Origin of the sequence: Zoogloea sp. 1C4 (genome assembly GCF_009469605.1) — a bacterium.
GTDB lineage: Bacteria > Pseudomonadota > Gammaproteobacteria > Burkholderiales > Rhodocyclaceae > Zoogloea > Zoogloea oryzae.
Map to the genome: position 1 here is coordinate 273152 of NZ_SSXU01000003.1, position 15791 is coordinate 288942.

Consider the following 15791-nt stretch of genomic DNA (forward strand, 5'->3'; position numbering starts at 1 on the left):
GGTTGCTCTTGCTGCTCAAGCCTCAGGCTTCCGGGGCGCCTTCGCCGCCGACTTCCTGCTCGTCGTCGTCGCCTTCGAGGATCTTCTGCACGCCGGAGAGGGTGCTGCCCTCATCCACCGAGATCAGCGTCACGCCCTGGGTGGCGCGGCCCATCTCGCGGATCTCGGAGACGCGGGTGCGCACCAGCACGCCGCCGGTGGTGATCAGCATCAGCTGATCCTTCTCGGTAACCAGCGTGGCGGCGACGACCTTGCCGTTACGGTCGGAGGTCTGGATCGCGATCATGCCCTTGGTGCCGCGGCCGTGGCGGGTGTATTCGGCGATCGGGGTGCGCTTGCCGAAGCCGTTCTCGGTGGCGGTGAGCACGCTCGGCGACTCGTCGCCGGACACCACCATCGCGATCACGCTCTGGCCTTCCTCGAGCATCATGCCGCGCACGCCGCGGGCCTGACGGCCCATCGGACGCACGTCGTTCTCGGAGAAGCGCACCGCCTTGCCGGCGTCGGAGAACATCATCACGTCGTGCTTGCCGTCGGTGATCGCCACGCCGACCAGGAAGTCGCCCTCATCCAGCCCCACGGCGATGATGCCGGCCTTGCGGGGGTTGGAGAAGTCGGTGAGCGGGGTCTTCTTGACGGTGCCCTGGGCGGTGGCCATGAAGATGAAGTGACCTTCGTCGAACTCCTTGACCGGCAGCACGGCGGTGATCTTCTCGCCCTCCAGCAGCGGGAAGAGGTTGACGATGGGCTTGCCGCGGGAATTGCGATTGCCTTCCGGCACCTCATACACCTTGAGCCAGTACAGCCGGCCACGGTTCGAGAAGCACAGGATGTGGTCGTGGGTGTTGGCCACGAAGAGCTGGTCGACGAAGTCGTCGTCCTTGACCGCCGCCGCCTGCTTGCCGCGGCCGCCGCGCTTCTGGGCGCGGTAGTCGGTGAGCGGCTGGCGCTTGAAGTAGCCGGTGTGGGACAGGGTGACGACCATGTCCTGGGGCGCGATCAGATCCTCGATATTGATGTCGGCGGTGTTCATCACCACCTCGGAGCGCCGCGGGTCGCCGAACTGCTGCTTGATGAGCGCAAGTTCGTCGCCGATGATCGCGGTGATCCGCTCCGGCCGGGCCAGGATGTCCAGCAGGTCGGCGATGGTGTCCATCACCTCGCGGTATTCCGCGACGATCTTGTCCTGTTCGAGGCCGGTCAGGCGCTGCAGGCGCAGCTCGAGGATGGCTTGCGCCTGGGCGTCGGAGAGGCGGTAGCCCTGCTCCGAGAGGCCGAACTCGGGCGCGAGGCCTTCGGGGCGGAAGGCGGCGGCGTCGGCAACGGCGCGGTGGAGCATCTCCTCGACCAGCGCCGAGCGCCACTGGCGGCCCATCAGCGCACGCTTGGCTTCCGGCGGCGTGGGTGCGGCCTTGATGAGGGCGATGATCTCGTCAACGTTCGAGAGCGCAACCGCCAGGCCTTCGAGGATGTGGCCGCGCTCGCGGGCCTTGCGCAGTTCGAAGATGGTGCGACGGGTGACCACCTCGCGCCGGTGGGCGAGGAAGCAGTCGATCATCTGGCGCAGGTTGAGCAGGCGCGGCTTGCCATCCACCAGCGCCACCATGTTCATGCCGAAGGTGTCCTGAAGCTGGGTCTGCTTGAACAGATTGTTCAGCACCACGTCGGGCATCTCGTTGCGCTTGAGCTCGATGACCACGCGCATGCCCGACTTGTCGGATTCGTCGCGGATCTCGCTGATGCCCTCGATCCGCTTTTCGTTCACCAGTTCGGCGATCTTCTCGAGCAGGGTCTTCTTGTTAACCTGGTACGGAATCTCGTCGACGATGATCGCCTGACGGTCGCCCTTGCCGATGTCCTCGAAGTGGGTGCGCGCGCGCATCACCACCCGGCCGCGACCAGTACGGTAGCCTTCGTGCACGCCGGAGAGGCCGTAGATCAGCGCGGCAGTCGGGAAATCCGGTGCCGGGACGATCTTGATGAGCTCGTCGATGGAAACATCCGGCTCCTGCAGCAGGCGCAGACAGGCATCGACCACTTCGGTGAGGTTGTGGGGCGGAATGTTGGTCGCCATGCCCACCGCGATACCGCCCGAGCCGTTGATCAGCAGGTTCGGGATGCGCGCCGGCAGCACCAGCGGCTCTTTCTCGGAGCCATCATAGTTGGGGCCGAAGTCGACGGTTTCCTTGTCGATGTCGGCCAGCAGTTCGTGGCCGATCTTGGCCATGCGGATTTCGGTGTAACGCATGGCCGCCGCGCTGTCGCCATCCACCGAACCGAAGTTGCCCTGGCCATCCACCAGCATGTAGCGCAGGGAGAAATCCTGGGCCATCCGCACGATGGTGTCGTACACCGACTGGTCGCCGTGGGGGTGATACTTACCGATCACGTCACCGACGATACGGGCCGACTTCTTGTAAGCCTTGTTCCAGTCGTTGCCCAGTTCGTGCATGGCGAACAGCACGCGCCGATGCACGGGCTTCAGGCCATCGCGTACATCCGGCAGGGCCCGCCCGACGATCACGCTCATCGCGTAATCCAGGTAGGCGTGACGCATCTCGTCTTCGAGGCTGATGGGTAAGGTTTCTTTGGCGAACGGGATCATGGCACCGCGAGAATCGACTATTCGTCGAAGAGACGAAAAACGGTAAGTTTAGCACGCCGCCGCAAGCCGCTTTCGGCTCGCGTCACCCACCAAGCCCCGACCTGCCCATCCGCGCGCGCTCGTTGTTCGTTGTGACGGCCCGGCTTCATATGCTCTAATCGGCAGGTCAGTCACCATCACGAGACGGGTGCCCCGAGCGCCCCATCCAACCTGAGGAGGAAACCCTATGAACGCAGCCAAGTTTCGCCTGGCATCCGCCACCGTCCTGATGCTCGCCAGCCTGTCGGCCATGGCGCAATCCAAGGACATCGTCGTCGACCCGAAGGGCGAAGTCCCCTACGCCATCGACCAGCGCAACGCTGTCGTCAAGAGCGGCACCGATCTGTGCTGGCGCACCGGCTACTGGACGCCCGCGGCCGCTGGCGAGGTGAAGGCAGGCGAACTGCCCGTGGGCTGCGAATGCGACAAGGACGTCGTCGGCGCCGAGAAGTGTGCGCCCGCCGCCCGCGCCGCCGCACCGGCAGCGCCCGCAGCCCCGGCCGCACCGGCCGTCGCGCCCAAGTGTGATTTCACCAGCCACCTGGCTGCCGACACCGGCTTCGCCTTCAACAAGGCCACGCTCACCCCGGCAGCCAAGGCCCATCTCGACAGCGCGATCATCGGCAAGCTCTCCAGCTGCGCCCAAGTCACCGCCGTCATCGTCACCGGCCACACCGACCGCCTCGGGTCCCAGAGCTACAACCAGAAGCTCTCCGACAAGCGCGCAGATGCCGTCCGCGCCTACCTCGTCAGCCGCGGCATGAACGCCGACGTGATCGACACCATGGGCGCCGGCAAGACCCAGCCGATCAAGAGCTGCGACGACAAGCTCGGCCGCAAGAAGCTGATCGAGTGCCTCGCCCCCAACCGCCGCGTCACCGTGGACGTCAAGGGCACCGCCAAGTAACGATCGGCCTGCCTCCGTTTCACGCAGACCCCGCCCCGCGCGGGGTTTTTTCCGCCCACGCCGAGAACCACCATGACACGGACGCCGGTAGACCTGCTCATCGAAGCCCGCTGGATCATTCCCGTGGAGCCGGACAACACCACCTTCGAGCACCACGCGATCGCGGTGCGCGATGGGCGCATCATCGCCGTCGTGCCGATTGACGAGGCGCGAACCCGGTTTGCAGCCACCGAAACCGTCAGCCTGCCCGACCACATCGTCACCCCCGGCTTCGTCAATCTCCACTGCCATGCCGCCATGACCCTCATGCGCGGCCTGGCCGACGACCTCCCGCTGATGCGCTGGCTGCAGGAGGCGATCTGGCCCGCCGAATCCCGCCACGCCTCCCACGCCTTCGTGCGGGATGGCAGCCTGCTCGCCGCCGCCGAGATGCTCCGGGGCGGCATCACCACCTGCAACGACATGTACTTCTTCCCGGAGGCCACCGCCGAAGCCTTCGCACGCCTCGGGCTACGCGGCGTGCTCGGGATCACCGTCATCGAATTCCCCTCCCAGTACGCCGCCGACGCCGACGACTACCTGCGCAAGGGCCTCGAAGCCCGCGACGCCTGGCGCGACAACCCGCTGATCCGCTTCGCCCTCGCACCCCACGCGCCCTACACCGTCTCCAACAAGAGCTTCGAACGCATCGGCGCCCTGGCCGGCGAACTCGAACTGCCCATCCATATACATATCCACGAAACCGCCGGTGAAGTCGCCGACAGCGTGCGCGAGTTCGGCCAGCGCCCCATCGCCCGGCTCGAATCCCTCGGACTGCTCGGCCCCAGCCTCATCGGCGTCCACGCTGTCCATCTCGACACCGAGGACATCGAACGACTGACGATCCACCAGTGCGCCATCGCCCATTGCCCCACATCCAACATGAAGCTCGCCAGCGGCGCCGCGCCAGTCGCGTCCCTGCTTGATCGCCAGCTGGCGGTCGGGCTGGGCAGCGACGGCGCAGCGAGCAACAACCGCCTCGACCTGCTGCGCGAGATGCGCCAGGCGAGCCTCCTTGCAAAGCTCCAGACCAGCGACGCCGCCGCCCTGCCCGCCCACCAGGCCCTGCGGATGGCCACCCTGGACGGCGCCCGCGCCCTCGGGCTCGACGCGGAGATCGGCTCGATCGAACCCGGCAAGGCCGCCGACATCGCCGCCCTCAGGATCGACGACCCGGATGAGCTACCCTGTTACCATCCGGCATCCCACCTCATCCACGTGCTGGACCGCCGCGCAGTGTCGGACGTGTGGGTCGGTGGACAACGGCGAGTAAAGCATGGGAAACTGTTGCAAATAACCAACACGGAGCTATTGGGCATCGCCCGCCTATGGCAGAATAAGCTCCGCCAATGAATTGGATATGCTGCCTGAGTTCGTAATGCGCTCAAGCGGCATGGATGAATTTTCCGGTTCTATCCCTTTGCCTTGCGACGAGGAAAACGATGATCAAACAAGCCAAAAAACAACTGCTGATGGCCGCCGCACTTGCCGCTCTCGGCCTGTCCGCTTCCGCCAGCTTCGCCAAAGACGTCGTTGTCGATACGAAAGGCGAAGTGCCTTACGTGATCGATGGCCGCAATGTCGTTGCTCGCAGCGGTTTCGACCTCTGCTGGCGCACTGGCTACTGGACCCCGGCCGCCGCCACCAACACCCTGCAGGCTGACAACAACCTGCCGGTTGGCTGCGAATGCGACAAGGATGTCGTCCCGGCTGACAAGTGCGTTGTTGCTGCCGCTCCGGCTGCTGGCGCCAAGGCTGCTGCTCCGGCTGCTGTCGCTCCGGTTTCCGACAAGGTCAAGCTGGCTGCCGACGCCCTCTTTGAATTCGACAAGGCCGTCCTGCTGCCCGCCGGCAAGGCCAAGCTTGACGATCTGGCCGCCAAGGCCAAGACCGTGAAGCTGGAAGTGATCCTGGCCGTTGGCCACACCGACCGCATCGGTGGCGACGCCTACAACCAGAAGCTGTCCGAGAAGCGTGCTGCCGCCGTCAAGACCTACCTGGTCGGCAAGGGCGTTGAAGCCAACCGTGTTTACACTGAAGGCAAGGGCGAGAAGCAGCCCGTTACCGCCGGCAAGTGCAACAACCTCGGCAAGGAAAGCGGCAAGAACAAGAAGCTGGTTGATTGCCTGCAGCCGGATCGTCGCGTCGAAATCGAAGTCATCGGCACCAAGTAATCCGTCGATCTTCAGACTTCACGTCGTACTCAAAAAGCCCTGCCCTGCAGGGCTTTTTGTTTTTCAGCCGGGCGCAATACAATCGCACCCTGTCATTTCGATTCAAAGCCAACTCACGATGAACGCCGATCCCGCCGAACTGCAGAAATTCAGTGACCTCGCCCACCGCTGGTGGGATCCCGAATCCGAATTCAAACCGCTTCACCAGATCAACCCCTTGCGGCTCGACTGGATCGACGGCGCCGCCCAGATCGCCGGCAAGAAAGTCGTCGATATCGGCTGTGGCGGCGGCATCCTCGCCGAGTCCATGGCTGCCCGAGGGGCACAGGTCACCGGGGTCGACCTTTCGGAGAAAGCCCTCGGCGTGGCCCGACTGCATCTCTACGAAAGCGGCCAGACCGTCGATTACCGGCACATCTCAGCCGAAGACATCGCCCGGGAATGCCCCGGCAGCTTTGACGTCGTCACCTGCATGGAAATGCTCGAGCACGTCCCGGACCCGGCCAGCACCATCAGGGCCTGCGCCGCGCTCGTGAAACCCGGTGGGCACGTCTTCTTCTCCACGCTCAACCGGAACCTCAAGTCTTACCTGATGGCGGTGGTCGGCGCCGAATACGTGCTCAAGATGCTGCCGATGGGCACCCACGAGTACGCCAAGTTCATCAAGCCCTCCGAGCTGGCCCGCTACGTGCGTGAGGCGGGCCTGGATGTCGAGGAGCTCATCGGCATGTCCTACAACCCGATCAGCAAGGTCTATTCGCTCGGGCGCGACACCGACGTCAATTACCTGATGCGCACCACCCGGCATGACTGACGCCGTCTTCTTCGATCTCGATGGAACCCTGGCGGACACCGCGCCCGATTTCGCGCGGATCCTTCACCGCATGCAGATCGAACACGGACTTGCCCCCACCCCGTTTGAAGCCGTGCGCGCCCAGGTCTCCCACGGGGTGCGCGGCATGCTCGGCGTCGGCTTCGGCATCTTGCCGGATGCCGACACCTACCCCGGGCTGGCGGCGCGCTTTCTCGAGCTTTACGCTGAGGGGCTATGTATCAGGACCTGCCTGTTCCCGGGCATGGCCGAACTGCTTGCTCACCTTGAAAGCCACGGCGTGCCCTGGGGTATCGTCACCAACAAGCCCGAGCGTTACACCCACCCGCTGATCGCCGCGCTCGGTCTCACGGCGCGAAGCGCGTGCATCGTGGGTGGCGATACCGCCGCCCGCGCCAAACCCCATCCCGATCCGCTCCTGCACGCCTGCGCCGCGATAGACGTCGAGCCGACCCGCTGCCTGTATGTCGGCGACGACATCCGTGACATCACAGCCGGCAAGGCGGCCGGAATGAAAACCCTGGCCGCCGCATACGGCTACCTCGGCACGGACGATCCAATCCACACCTGGGGCGCCCATTCGATCATCGCCCACCCCATGGATGTCCTGCCCCATCTCGCCTGAGCGAAAGACATGTTATGATCGGGAACTTTCCAGCTACCGCTGGAGACTAAACATTGCATCACAAGGGGCTGACCTGGCTTCGACGTGGGTGCGGAGTTAATGTAGGGCATGCCGAGCACTCCAGTTCGCTCGTAAATCTGTCTGGAAATCAATTAAACGCCAACGACGAAAAGTTCGCGCTCGCCGCTTAAACCCGGCGAACCGCTCACCGGATGGCCGATGGTCCGGGTTGAGGGTCGCAAGATCTAAGACAGAGCGGTCATTTACATTGGCTGGTTCGATATAGGGTCACTATGTATCGAATAAGACTAAGTGACTGGCGGCCTGCGTAGCGTGCTCCTGCGCGACGAAGGCAGCGAGATTCAAATCAGGCGGCTACGCATGTAGAACTACTTAATGAAGGCTTGCGGACGGGGGTTCGATTCCCCCCAGCTCCACCAGAATCGAGTCCGGGATGTTCCGGAGAAGGCCGAGAAACCTGGCAAGATCAGGGTTCTCGGCCTTTTTTACGTCCAAGGCAGTCCGAGCAGGGTTATTGCATTCCGGGAGCAAGCTGGGGCAACAACTACCCTGCCCGCCGGCGCTGCCCCCCCCAAAGGCTCCTCGCCCAAGCCTCCGTCCTGCCCACGGACGGGTGGAAACGGCCCGCCGCGCCGTTCAGAGGGGAAGAAAGGTTTTTGCGCCACCTCGTAGCGATCGGACACACAGAACGCGCTCCGGCGGGAGATTGCACGGCGCCCCCCCCCAAGCCACTGAAAAGCACATCGCCGCCTTGGCCAATCCGACCGAGGTCGGCACCCTGCTCCACGCCGTCGATGTCTTCCGGGGTACGCTGATGCTGCAATCAACCTTGAAGCCGTCCGCTGGAGTTCGTCCGGCCCGGCGATAGTGACGCCCTGGGCTGACTATCTAAACCACCAGCGCCGCCGCCCGCTCCCGGCCGGCGTCGAAGGCGCGCAGATTCACGTCGCGCTTCCCGGGCTTGCGCTGGGCGAAGCGGGCCTCGACCGCATCCCGCAGCACCTCGGCGGGAAACGGCAGGTGATCCGACATGGCGCCCAGCATCACCGTGTTGCCCAGGCGGATGTCGCCGAACTCCAGCGCGATCTCGGCCGCATCGAAGGCCTGCAGCGGCACACCCAGGGCGCGCAGCTGGCCGACCGGATCATCCGGGTAATTCGAACACGCCGCACTCCACCACCGGCGGCGACAGGCGCGAGGTGTTGGTGAGCACCGGCGCACCCGGGCGCAGCATGTGGGCCCAGCGCAGCGTCTCGGCAGCCTCGAAGCCCACCAGCAGGTCGGCCTCGCCCTGGGCGATCTGGGGCGACAGCACCCGCTTGCCAAAGCGCAGGTGCGACACCACCACCCCGCCCCGCTGGCTCATGCCGGCCACTTCGGTTTTCTTGGCGTCGAAGCCGAGGGCCAGCGCCGCTTCGGCGAGGATCTCGGTGGCGGTCATCACGCCCTGGCCGCCAATGCCGCACACAAGGATGTTGGTGTTCTTCTGCATTGCCCTACTCCTCAGCCACGGCTCATGAAGCGCACCGGCACCACCGGCGCGGCGTGAACAATCGCCTTTGGCGCGCACGGCTGGACGCACAGCCCACAACCCGTGCAGGCGCTGGTCTCGATGCGCACGAAGGCGAGGTCGACCTCCTTGCCCGACGGCTTGATGGCCTTGTCGCGGCGCGTCACGTGGATCGCCGGGCAGCCCACCTCAAGGCAGTTGCCGCAGCCGGTGCAGGTGTCGTCGATCACCGCGTAGGGCGGCGTCTTCTTGTAGTCGTCGATGAGCACGCAGGGCCGGTCAGTGATGATCACCGAGGGCTCGTCGATCTTGGTCTCCTCCCGCAGCGTCTTGAAGAGCACCGGCAGCTGGTAGGGATCGACCACCCGGATGCGCTCCTTCTTCACCCCGAGCGCCTCGCACATGCGCGGAAAATCCACCCGCGGCGCTTCGGCGCCATGGATGTCGCGGCCGGTGGCCGGGTTGTCCTGGCCGCCGGTCATGCCCACGGCGCGGTTGTCGAGCAGCAGCACCGTCACGTTGCCGCCGTTGTAGGTGATGTCGAGCAGGCCCTGCATGCCCATGTGCATGAAGGTCGAGTCGCCGATCACCGCGACGATCTTCTTGTTGCGGTCGGAGTCGCCACGCCCCTTGTCCATGCCCAGCGCCATGCCCATCGAGGCGCCCATCGAGATGCAGGTATCCAGCGCGTTCCACGGGTGGCCGGCGCCCAGGGTGTAGCAGCCGATGTCACCGGAGATGATGATGTTCTTGAGCTGGGACAGCGTGTAGTAGATGCCCAGATGCGGACAGGCCACACACATGGTGGGCTGCCGCGGGAAGACCTGCTGGGCCGGCAGCGCGTCGACTTCGGGCGGGGCCTCGCCGCGCAGGCGGGCCACGCCTCGGCGCAGCACCTCGGGCGACAGCTCGCCCAGGCGCGGCAGCACGTCCTTGCCCACGCAGGCGATGCCGGCGGCCTTGATCTCCGCTTCGACGAGCGGTTCGGTCTCCTCCACCACCAGCAAGGTTTCAACCCCGGCAGCCAGTTCGCGCACCAGATCGAGGGGCAGCGGGTAGCTCATCCCGAGCTTGAGCACCGGCGCATCGGGGAAGGCCTCGCGCACATGCATGTAGGCCGGACCGAAGGTGACGAAGCCGATCCGCCGGTCGGGGCCGGATTCGATGCGATTGAGCGGCGACGCCGACGCCTCGGCGCGCAGGGCCGCCTCGCGCTCGAACATCAGCGGCAGGCGCGGCTTGGCATTGCCCGGCACCATCACCCAGCGTCGCGGGTCCTTCACGAATCCTGTCGGCTCGTGGGTTTCGGCCGGCGACAGCTCGACGCGGCCCTTCACGTGGCAGATGCGGGTGGTGAGGCGCAGGATCACCGGCACGCAGAACTGCTCGGACAGCCGGAAGGCCGCCCGGGTCATGTCGTAGGCCTCTTGTGAATCGGCCGGTTCCAGCACCGGCACGTGGGCAAAGCGGCCCCAGAAGCGCGAATCCTGCTCGTTCTGCGACGAGGACATGCCCACGTCGTCGGCCACGGCGATCACCAGACCACCCTCGACGCCGGTGACGGTCATGGTCATCAGTGCGTCGGAGGCCACGTTGAGGCCCACGTGCTTCATCGCCGAGAACGCCCGCGCGCCCATCATCGAGGCGCCGAGCGCCACTTCGAGGGCGACCTTCTCGTTGGGCGACCACTCAGCGTAAAGGCCGGGAAAACGCGCCAGCACTTCGAGGATCTCGGTGCTCGGCGTGCCCGGATAGGCGGCCGCGACACGCACGCCCGCATCCCGCGCGGCATGGGCGACGGCGTCGTTACCGGACAGGAACAGGCGGTTTGCCGCAGTGGCGGCCAGGGCGTTTCCCATGAAGCGACTCTCCGACAGGATGAAGCCGGAGAGTGTAGGAAGCGCCGCCGCGGACGAGCTTGAGACAGGTCAACTAAAGATACATTTTTCCTACAACTGACTTGAAATATGTATCACGATCGACCTGCAACCCCTTCGATCGCCATGACGTTCTGAACGAGCTCGGCCAGGGATTGCGCGCCCATTTTCTCCATCACGCGGGCGCGATGGACTTCCACCGTCTTGATACTGATTCCGAGCACATCGGCGATCTGTTTGTTCAGCTTTCCGAGGATGATGAGGTCCAGCACCTCACGCTCGCGCTGGGTGAGCTGGTCGAGCCGGCGGGAGACTTCGGCGTCCTGGCGGCGGCGGTCGCGGCTCTCGCGCTCCTTGGCCAAGCACTGGCTCACCAGGTGCAGCAGGTCGTTATCGTTGAAGGGCTTCTCGATGAAATCCACCGCGCCCTTCTTGAGCGCCGCCACCGCCATCGGCACGTCACCGTGGCCGGTGATGAAGATGACCGGCAGGGTGCAGTACTGGGCACGCAGGCGCTCGTGGAGCTCCAGCCCGCTCATGCCGGGCATGCGCACGTCCAGCAACAGGCAGCCGTTGAACTCCGGTCGCCAGCGGCGCAGGAAATCCTCGGCCGAGGCAAACGCGGCCACCTTGAAACCCTGGGATTCGAGCAGCCAGACGAGGGAATCCCGCAGGGCTTCATCGTCATCCACCAGGTAGATGATTTGTTCAGGCGTCGATTCGGGCGCTTTCAAGGGGAGTCTCCAAAGGCAGGGTGAAGCGGAAGATACATCCTCCGGCGGGGTTCGCGTCCACCCACAGGCGGCCGTTGTGGAATTCGACGATCGAGCGGCAGATGTTGAGGCCCATGCCCATGCCCTCCGCCTTGGTGGTGTAGAAGGGCGAGAACAGTTTTTCGCGGGCTTCGTCGGAGAGGCCGTGACCCCGGTCGGCCACCGACACCTCGACCAGATTATGCTCGGCGATCCGCGCCGACACCGTGAGGACGCGCTCCTCGGCGGGCGTCTCGCGCATGGCCTCGATGCCGTTCTTGACGAGGTTGAGCACCACCTGCTCGATCATCACGGAGTCGGCAAACACCGGCGGCAGGTCGGCGGGGATCTGGCTGACGACCTGGGCAACGTGGCGGCGGGCGTCGATCTCGACAAAGCCGATGGCGTCCTCGACGATGCCCGACAGGGCCACCAGCTGGCGCCGCGGCTCGCTCTTCTTCACGAACTCGCGCACCCGCCGGATGATCCGCCCGGCGCGCTCGGCCTGGGCGCTGGCCTTCTGCATCGCGGTGAGGATGTCCTCCTGGCGATATTCGCCCGACTGCAGGCGATTGACGCAGCCCATCGAGTAATTGGCGATCGCCGCCAGCGGCTGGTTGAGCTCGTGGGCCAAAGTTGAGGCCATCTCGCCCATGGTGATGAGGCGCGAGGTGCGCTGCAGGCGTTCCTGCTGGGCGCGGTTTTCTTCTTCGACGCGCTTCTTGTCGGTGATGTCGGTGGCGATCGCCATCCGCACCACGCGGCCATCCACCCAGCGGGTGGCACGCTCGCGGATGTGATACCAGCGGCCGGAGAGCCCGTTCTGAAGCTCGCCGTCGTAGAGCTCGCGGGGCACCTGCTGGGGCGACAGGCGGCGCGGGTCCACGTCGTACCAGTTGGTGTCGGGCGGCGTGGGCAGGCCGTAGATGCCGACCCGCTGGCCCACCGCATCGAAGCCGTAGATGCTCTTGAAGGCGCGGTTGGCGAAGAGGATCTCGTCGTTGGCGGCGTCGGCCACGTACACCGCCGCGTCGAGCCCGTCGAGGATCGCCACGAAGCGCTCGTGGGCGGCTTCCAGCTGGGCGCGCACGCGCTTGGGCTCGGTGATGTCGGTGATCGAGGCCATCCAGCCGGTCTGTCGGCCGTCCCCGTCGATCAGCGGCGACAGGTAGAAACGCGCATCCATGCTCTCGCCGTTCTTGCGTTGCACGCGCATCTCGAAGCCGGTGGAAGGCGCGTTGCCGCTGAGGGTGAGTTCCAGGTTGTGCTGCAGGGCCTCGATCTCGTCCGGCGGCCAGTAGGGGAAAGGCGGTGCCGAACCCACCAGATCCTCCCGCGACCAGCCGGTCATGCGGCAGAAGGCCGGGTTCACGTAGGTGATGCGGCCGGTCAGGTCGATGGCCCGCAGGCCGGTGATGAGGGATTCCTCCATCGACTGGCGGAAGGCGTATTCGTGGTGGAGCGCCTCCTCTGCCGCCTTGCGCCCGGTGATGTCGTGGGCGACGGCGTACATCAGCTTCTCCTCGGGCACCGAGTTGATGCTCCAGGCCAGCCAGCGGTAGCTGCCATCGGCGCAGCGGCAGCGGTTCTCGAAGGCCTCCGGCGTGCCGGCCGCCAGGCTGCGCAGGCGCACCACCGAGTCGGCCACGTCGTCCGGGTGGATGTAATCGAGGAGCGAACTACCCGGCATCGCCTCGGGCGAATACCCCAGGATGCGCTCGAAGGCCGGGTTGCAGCGCCGGAACAGCCCGTCGTGGGCCATCACCGCCAGCATGTCGAGGGACAGGTTGAACAGCCGGTCACGCTCCTTCTCCACCCGCACCCGACGCAGCATGTGGGCCCGCAGCGCCCACAGGCTCCACAGCACGAAGAACGACAGCCCGACGATCACCGCAATCGGAAAGCCCTTCGGCAGCTCGCTGTCCACGTGATAGGCGGTGGCTTCGAGCGCCAGCCCGTTGCCGGGCGGGTCGAGCGGCACCGAGAACTCGAGGCTCTCGTCCAGCGCCCGCAGCGTGGAATTGGCCGCCAGCAGCTCACCCTTGCCGTTGGTGAAGGACAGCCGGTATTTCTCGCCGAACCAGCTCGGCACCAGATGCGCCACCATCCGCTCGATGGAATACACCGCGACGATCGCCCCCAGCGGCTGGCGCCCCTGCTGCACCGGCAGGTACACCTCCAGCACTGCCATGTTGCGGCCATTCACGTAGGCCTCGCCATACACCGGCCGGCCCAGCTCGCGGGATCGGGCGAGCACCGCCACCTGCACCTGCGACAACCCGTCGCCCACCAGCCAGTCGGTGGTGTCGAAGGGGGCCGTCCACTTCACCCGTTGATCGCCGGTCACCCACACGATGTTCACCAGCTCGGGGTTGTTGGCGATGTGCTGATTGGCCCGCACCTGAAAACCGTCGCCATCCAGCGTGCCGGCGGCCAGCTCCCGCGCCAGCTGGCCCAGAAACTCCTCGGTGCCCTGCATGTGCAGGCGCATGGTCTGCTCGGCCCACTGCACGTCCCGCGCCATCGCCGCCCGGGCGGTCTCGCTCTCCTGGCGCTGGAGCACCCACACCAGCACCAGCATCGCCAGCGCAAAGATCAGGACGGCAAAGTTGGGCGCCGACCAGTACCAGCTGGCTGGCACCCGGGTCGGCGGCATCTTGGGAGAAGGATTCGTATTCGACATGTCCCGCGCATCGTCGCCGCGGAGGCGGAAAAGGCGCATCGGGGGTTTCCCTAATCAGGACGGATGAAGGCGGCCGCGCAGGCCCGGTCTGGCGTGCCATGCCGCAGCGCAGCTAGGGGTTCTCCCGCATATGACCGGCAGAGTCGCGGGCGTAGCGTTGAACGCTGCCTGCGAAGGAAGGCGCGGGCTGGCAGCCACTCAAGCAGAACAAGAACACAACAGCGGAGACACCCTTGCTTCGATTCGTGCGTGCCGCGGCCTGTGCCGCGCTGGGTTTGCTCGCGGCCGGCGTGGCGGCGGTGGAGCCGATCCGCATCGGCGTGACCGGGCCATTCACCGGCGGGTCGAGCCCGATGGGGGTGGCGATGCGCGACGGCATTCGTCTGGCGGCGCGGGAGATCAACGACGCCGGCGGCATCCTCGGGCGGCCGGTGCAGCTGCTGGAGCGCGACGACGAGGCCCGCCCGGAACGCGGCGCACAGATCGCCCAGGAGCTCATCAACCACGAGAAGATCGTCGCCGGCCTCGGCATCGTGAACACCGGCGTGGCGCTCGCCAGCCAGCGTTTCTACCAGCAGGCCCACGTGCCGATGATCACCTCGGTGGCCACCGGGTCGATCGTCACCAAGCAGTTTCTGCCGCCCCAGTACCCCGACAACTACATCTTCCGCGTCTCCGCGCCCGATACCTTGCAGGCGGCGATGATCGTCGAGGAGGCGGTGGTGCGCCAGCGCCTGCGCCGGCTTGCGATCTTTCACGACAGCACCAACTACGGCCAGCTCGGCCGCGAAGACCTGGAGCGCGCGCTGGAACGCCACGGCATCAAGCCGGTGACGATCGAGCGCTTCAACATCCGCGACGTGGACATGACGCCCCAGCTCACCCGCGCCCGGGCCGCTGGCGCCGAGGGCATCCTCACCTACGGCCTCGGGCCCGAAACCGCTCACCTCGCCAACGGCATGGTGCGCCTGGGCTGGAAGGTGCCGATGGTGGGCAGCTGGGCGCTGGCCATGTCCAACTTCATCGACAGCGCCGGCCCCAACGCCGAGGGCGCGCGGATGCCCCAGACCTTCATCCAGGAAAGCGATGCGCCGCACCGGCGCAAGTTCGTCGAGAAATACCGCAGCACCTACGGCATCGACCGCCTGCCGGTGGCGCCGGCGGCAGCCCAGGGCTATGACTCGATGCTGCTGCTCGCCGCGGCGATCCGCCAGGCCCGCAGCACCGACGGCACGCGCCTGAAGGACGCCCTCGAATCGCTCAAGGAGCGGGTGGAAGGCATCGTGATGGTATATGATCGACCTTTCTCCAAGACCGACCACGAGGCGATCGACTCGACCCGTCCGCTGGTCATGGGGGAGATTCGCAACAGACAAGTGGTCTTCGCATACGACGAAGACCGTAAGCGGGACGCGCTGTCCAGATGATCCCGCCGCGGAACAACCATTTCCGCAAACGGCCGGGGGTTTTCTCCCTCCCTCCCTCGCCCCCGGCCGTTTTTTTTTACCCGTCCCCGTCGAACGAAAACTCGCCGGCCGGAGCCTTCTGGCCCGGCCGGCGTATGCATTGGGTTTTCCGTATCGCAGCAGAACCGGATGGGATAGCACCGCCACCACCATACCTCGAAAAAAAACCCTCGAACCCCGTGCAAATTGCGGTCGACCCTATTGCACATCGCGGGATTTGATTTTATATTACGAAAAATTCGGGTCGTGATCCGACCCTGC

The 15791-nt window shown here is 65.6% G+C and carries 12 protein-coding genes and 1 other RNA gene; 7 read left to right on the forward strand and 6 right to left on the reverse strand.

Going from position 1 to position 15791, the window contains the following annotated elements:
- Positions 1-22 precede the first annotated feature (22 nt).
- Entirely contained in the window at positions 23-2605 is a 2583-nt protein-coding gene (gene gyrA, locus GH681_RS05660) for a DNA gyrase subunit A (protein ID WP_153160446.1), read from the reverse strand.
- Between the two features lie 226 nt (positions 2606-2831).
- On the opposite strand from gyrA, the gene GH681_RS05665 reads away from it, so the two are divergent.
- The 6 genes from GH681_RS05665 to ssrA all read left to right on the forward strand — a co-directional run bounded on the left by GH681_RS05665 (position 2832) and on the right by ssrA (position 7661).
- Complete coding sequence (locus GH681_RS05665; protein WP_153160447.1) at positions 2832-3551, forward strand: OmpA family protein; 720 nt, start codon at positions 2832-2834, stop codon at positions 3549-3551.
- 72 nt (positions 3552-3623) lie between these two features.
- Complete coding sequence (locus GH681_RS05670) at positions 3624-4943, forward strand: TRZ/ATZ family hydrolase (RefSeq protein WP_153160448.1); 1320 nt, start codon at positions 3624-3626, stop codon at positions 4941-4943.
- 89 nt (positions 4944-5032) lie between these two features.
- Positions 5033-5764 (forward strand): OmpA family protein, encoded by a 732-nt coding sequence (locus tag GH681_RS05675; RefSeq protein ID WP_153160449.1) that lies wholly within the window; start codon positions 5033-5035, stop codon positions 5762-5764.
- 118 nt (positions 5765-5882) lie between these two features.
- A complete protein-coding gene (gene ubiG, locus GH681_RS05680) occupies positions 5883-6578 on the forward strand; it encodes a bifunctional 2-polyprenyl-6-hydroxyphenol methylase/3-demethylubiquinol 3-O-methyltransferase UbiG (protein ID WP_153160450.1) in 696 nt (231 codons plus the stop codon).
- Positions 6571-7221, forward strand: a complete 651-nt coding sequence (gene gph / locus GH681_RS05685) for a phosphoglycolate phosphatase (protein ID WP_153160451.1) — start codon at positions 6571-6573, stop codon at positions 7219-7221. The genes ubiG and gph overlap by 8 nt, the downstream gene beginning before the upstream one ends.
- Before the next feature lie 64 nt (positions 7222-7285).
- Positions 7286-7661: a transfer-messenger RNA gene (ssrA, locus tag GH681_RS05690) on the forward strand.
- 469 nt (positions 7662-8130) lie between these two features.
- Here the strand turns inward: ssrA and GH681_RS24100 are convergent.
- From GH681_RS24100 to GH681_RS05710, 5 genes are all read right to left on the reverse strand, one after another.
- A complete protein-coding gene (locus GH681_RS24100; RefSeq protein ID WP_367179904.1) occupies positions 8131-8358 on the reverse strand; it encodes a 2-oxoacid:acceptor oxidoreductase family protein in 228 nt (75 codons plus the stop codon).
- Between the two features lie 28 nt (positions 8359-8386).
- Positions 8387-8734, reverse strand: coding sequence for an indolepyruvate oxidoreductase subunit beta (locus GH681_RS24105; RefSeq protein WP_368666699.1), 348 nt, complete (start codon positions 8732-8734; stop codon positions 8387-8389).
- Positions 8735-8745: 11 nt separating this feature from the next.
- On the reverse strand, positions 8746-10611 hold the full coding sequence (locus tag GH681_RS05700) for a thiamine pyrophosphate-dependent enzyme (protein WP_153160452.1): 1866 nt from the start codon (positions 10609-10611) through the stop codon (positions 8746-8748).
- Between the two features lie 113 nt (positions 10612-10724).
- On the reverse strand, positions 10725-11363 hold the full coding sequence (locus GH681_RS05705; RefSeq protein WP_153160453.1) for a response regulator transcription factor: 639 nt from the start codon (positions 11361-11363) through the stop codon (positions 10725-10727).
- The gene (locus tag GH681_RS05710; protein WP_153160516.1) at positions 11338-14037 is read right to left on the reverse strand and encodes a PAS domain S-box protein; all 2700 of its coding nucleotides are present in this window, start codon (positions 14035-14037) and stop codon (positions 11338-11340) included. Before GH681_RS05710 ends, GH681_RS05705 begins: the two co-directional genes overlap by 26 nt.
- A gap of 296 nt (positions 14038-14333) precedes the next feature.
- On the opposite strand from GH681_RS05710, the gene GH681_RS05715 reads away from it, so the two are divergent.
- Positions 14334-15491 (forward strand): ABC transporter substrate-binding protein, encoded by a 1158-nt coding sequence (locus tag GH681_RS05715; protein WP_228111796.1) that lies wholly within the window; start codon positions 14334-14336, stop codon positions 15489-15491.
- Positions 15492-15791: the final 300 nt, after the last annotated feature.

Coding starts and splice junctions, on each gene's coding strand:
- gyrA (WP_153160446.1), bottom strand. CDS start 2,605: ATGATCCCGTTCGCCAAAGAAACCTTACCCATCAGCCTCGAAGACGAG.
- GH681_RS05665 (WP_153160447.1), top strand. CDS start 2,832: ATGAACGCAGCCAAGTTTCGCCTGGCATCCGCCACCGTCCTGATGCTC.
- GH681_RS05670 (WP_153160448.1), top strand. CDS start 3,624: ATGACACGGACGCCGGTAGACCTGCTCATCGAAGCCCGCTGGATCATT.
- GH681_RS05675 (WP_153160449.1), top strand. CDS start 5,033: ATGATCAAACAAGCCAAAAAACAACTGCTGATGGCCGCCGCACTTGCC.
- ubiG (WP_153160450.1), top strand. CDS start 5,883: ATGAACGCCGATCCCGCCGAACTGCAGAAATTCAGTGACCTCGCCCAC.
- gph (WP_153160451.1), top strand. CDS start 6,571: ATGACTGACGCCGTCTTCTTCGATCTCGATGGAACCCTGGCGGACACC.
- GH681_RS24105 (WP_368666699.1), bottom strand. CDS start 8,734: ATGCAGAAGAACACCAACATCCTTGTGTGCGGCATTGGCGGCCAGGGC.
- GH681_RS05700 (WP_153160452.1), bottom strand. CDS start 10,611: ATGGGAAACGCCCTGGCCGCCACTGCGGCAAACCGCCTGTTCCTGTCC.
- GH681_RS05710 (WP_153160516.1), bottom strand. CDS start 14,037: ATGCCGCCGACCCGGGTGCCAGCCAGCTGGTACTGGTCGGCGCCCAAC.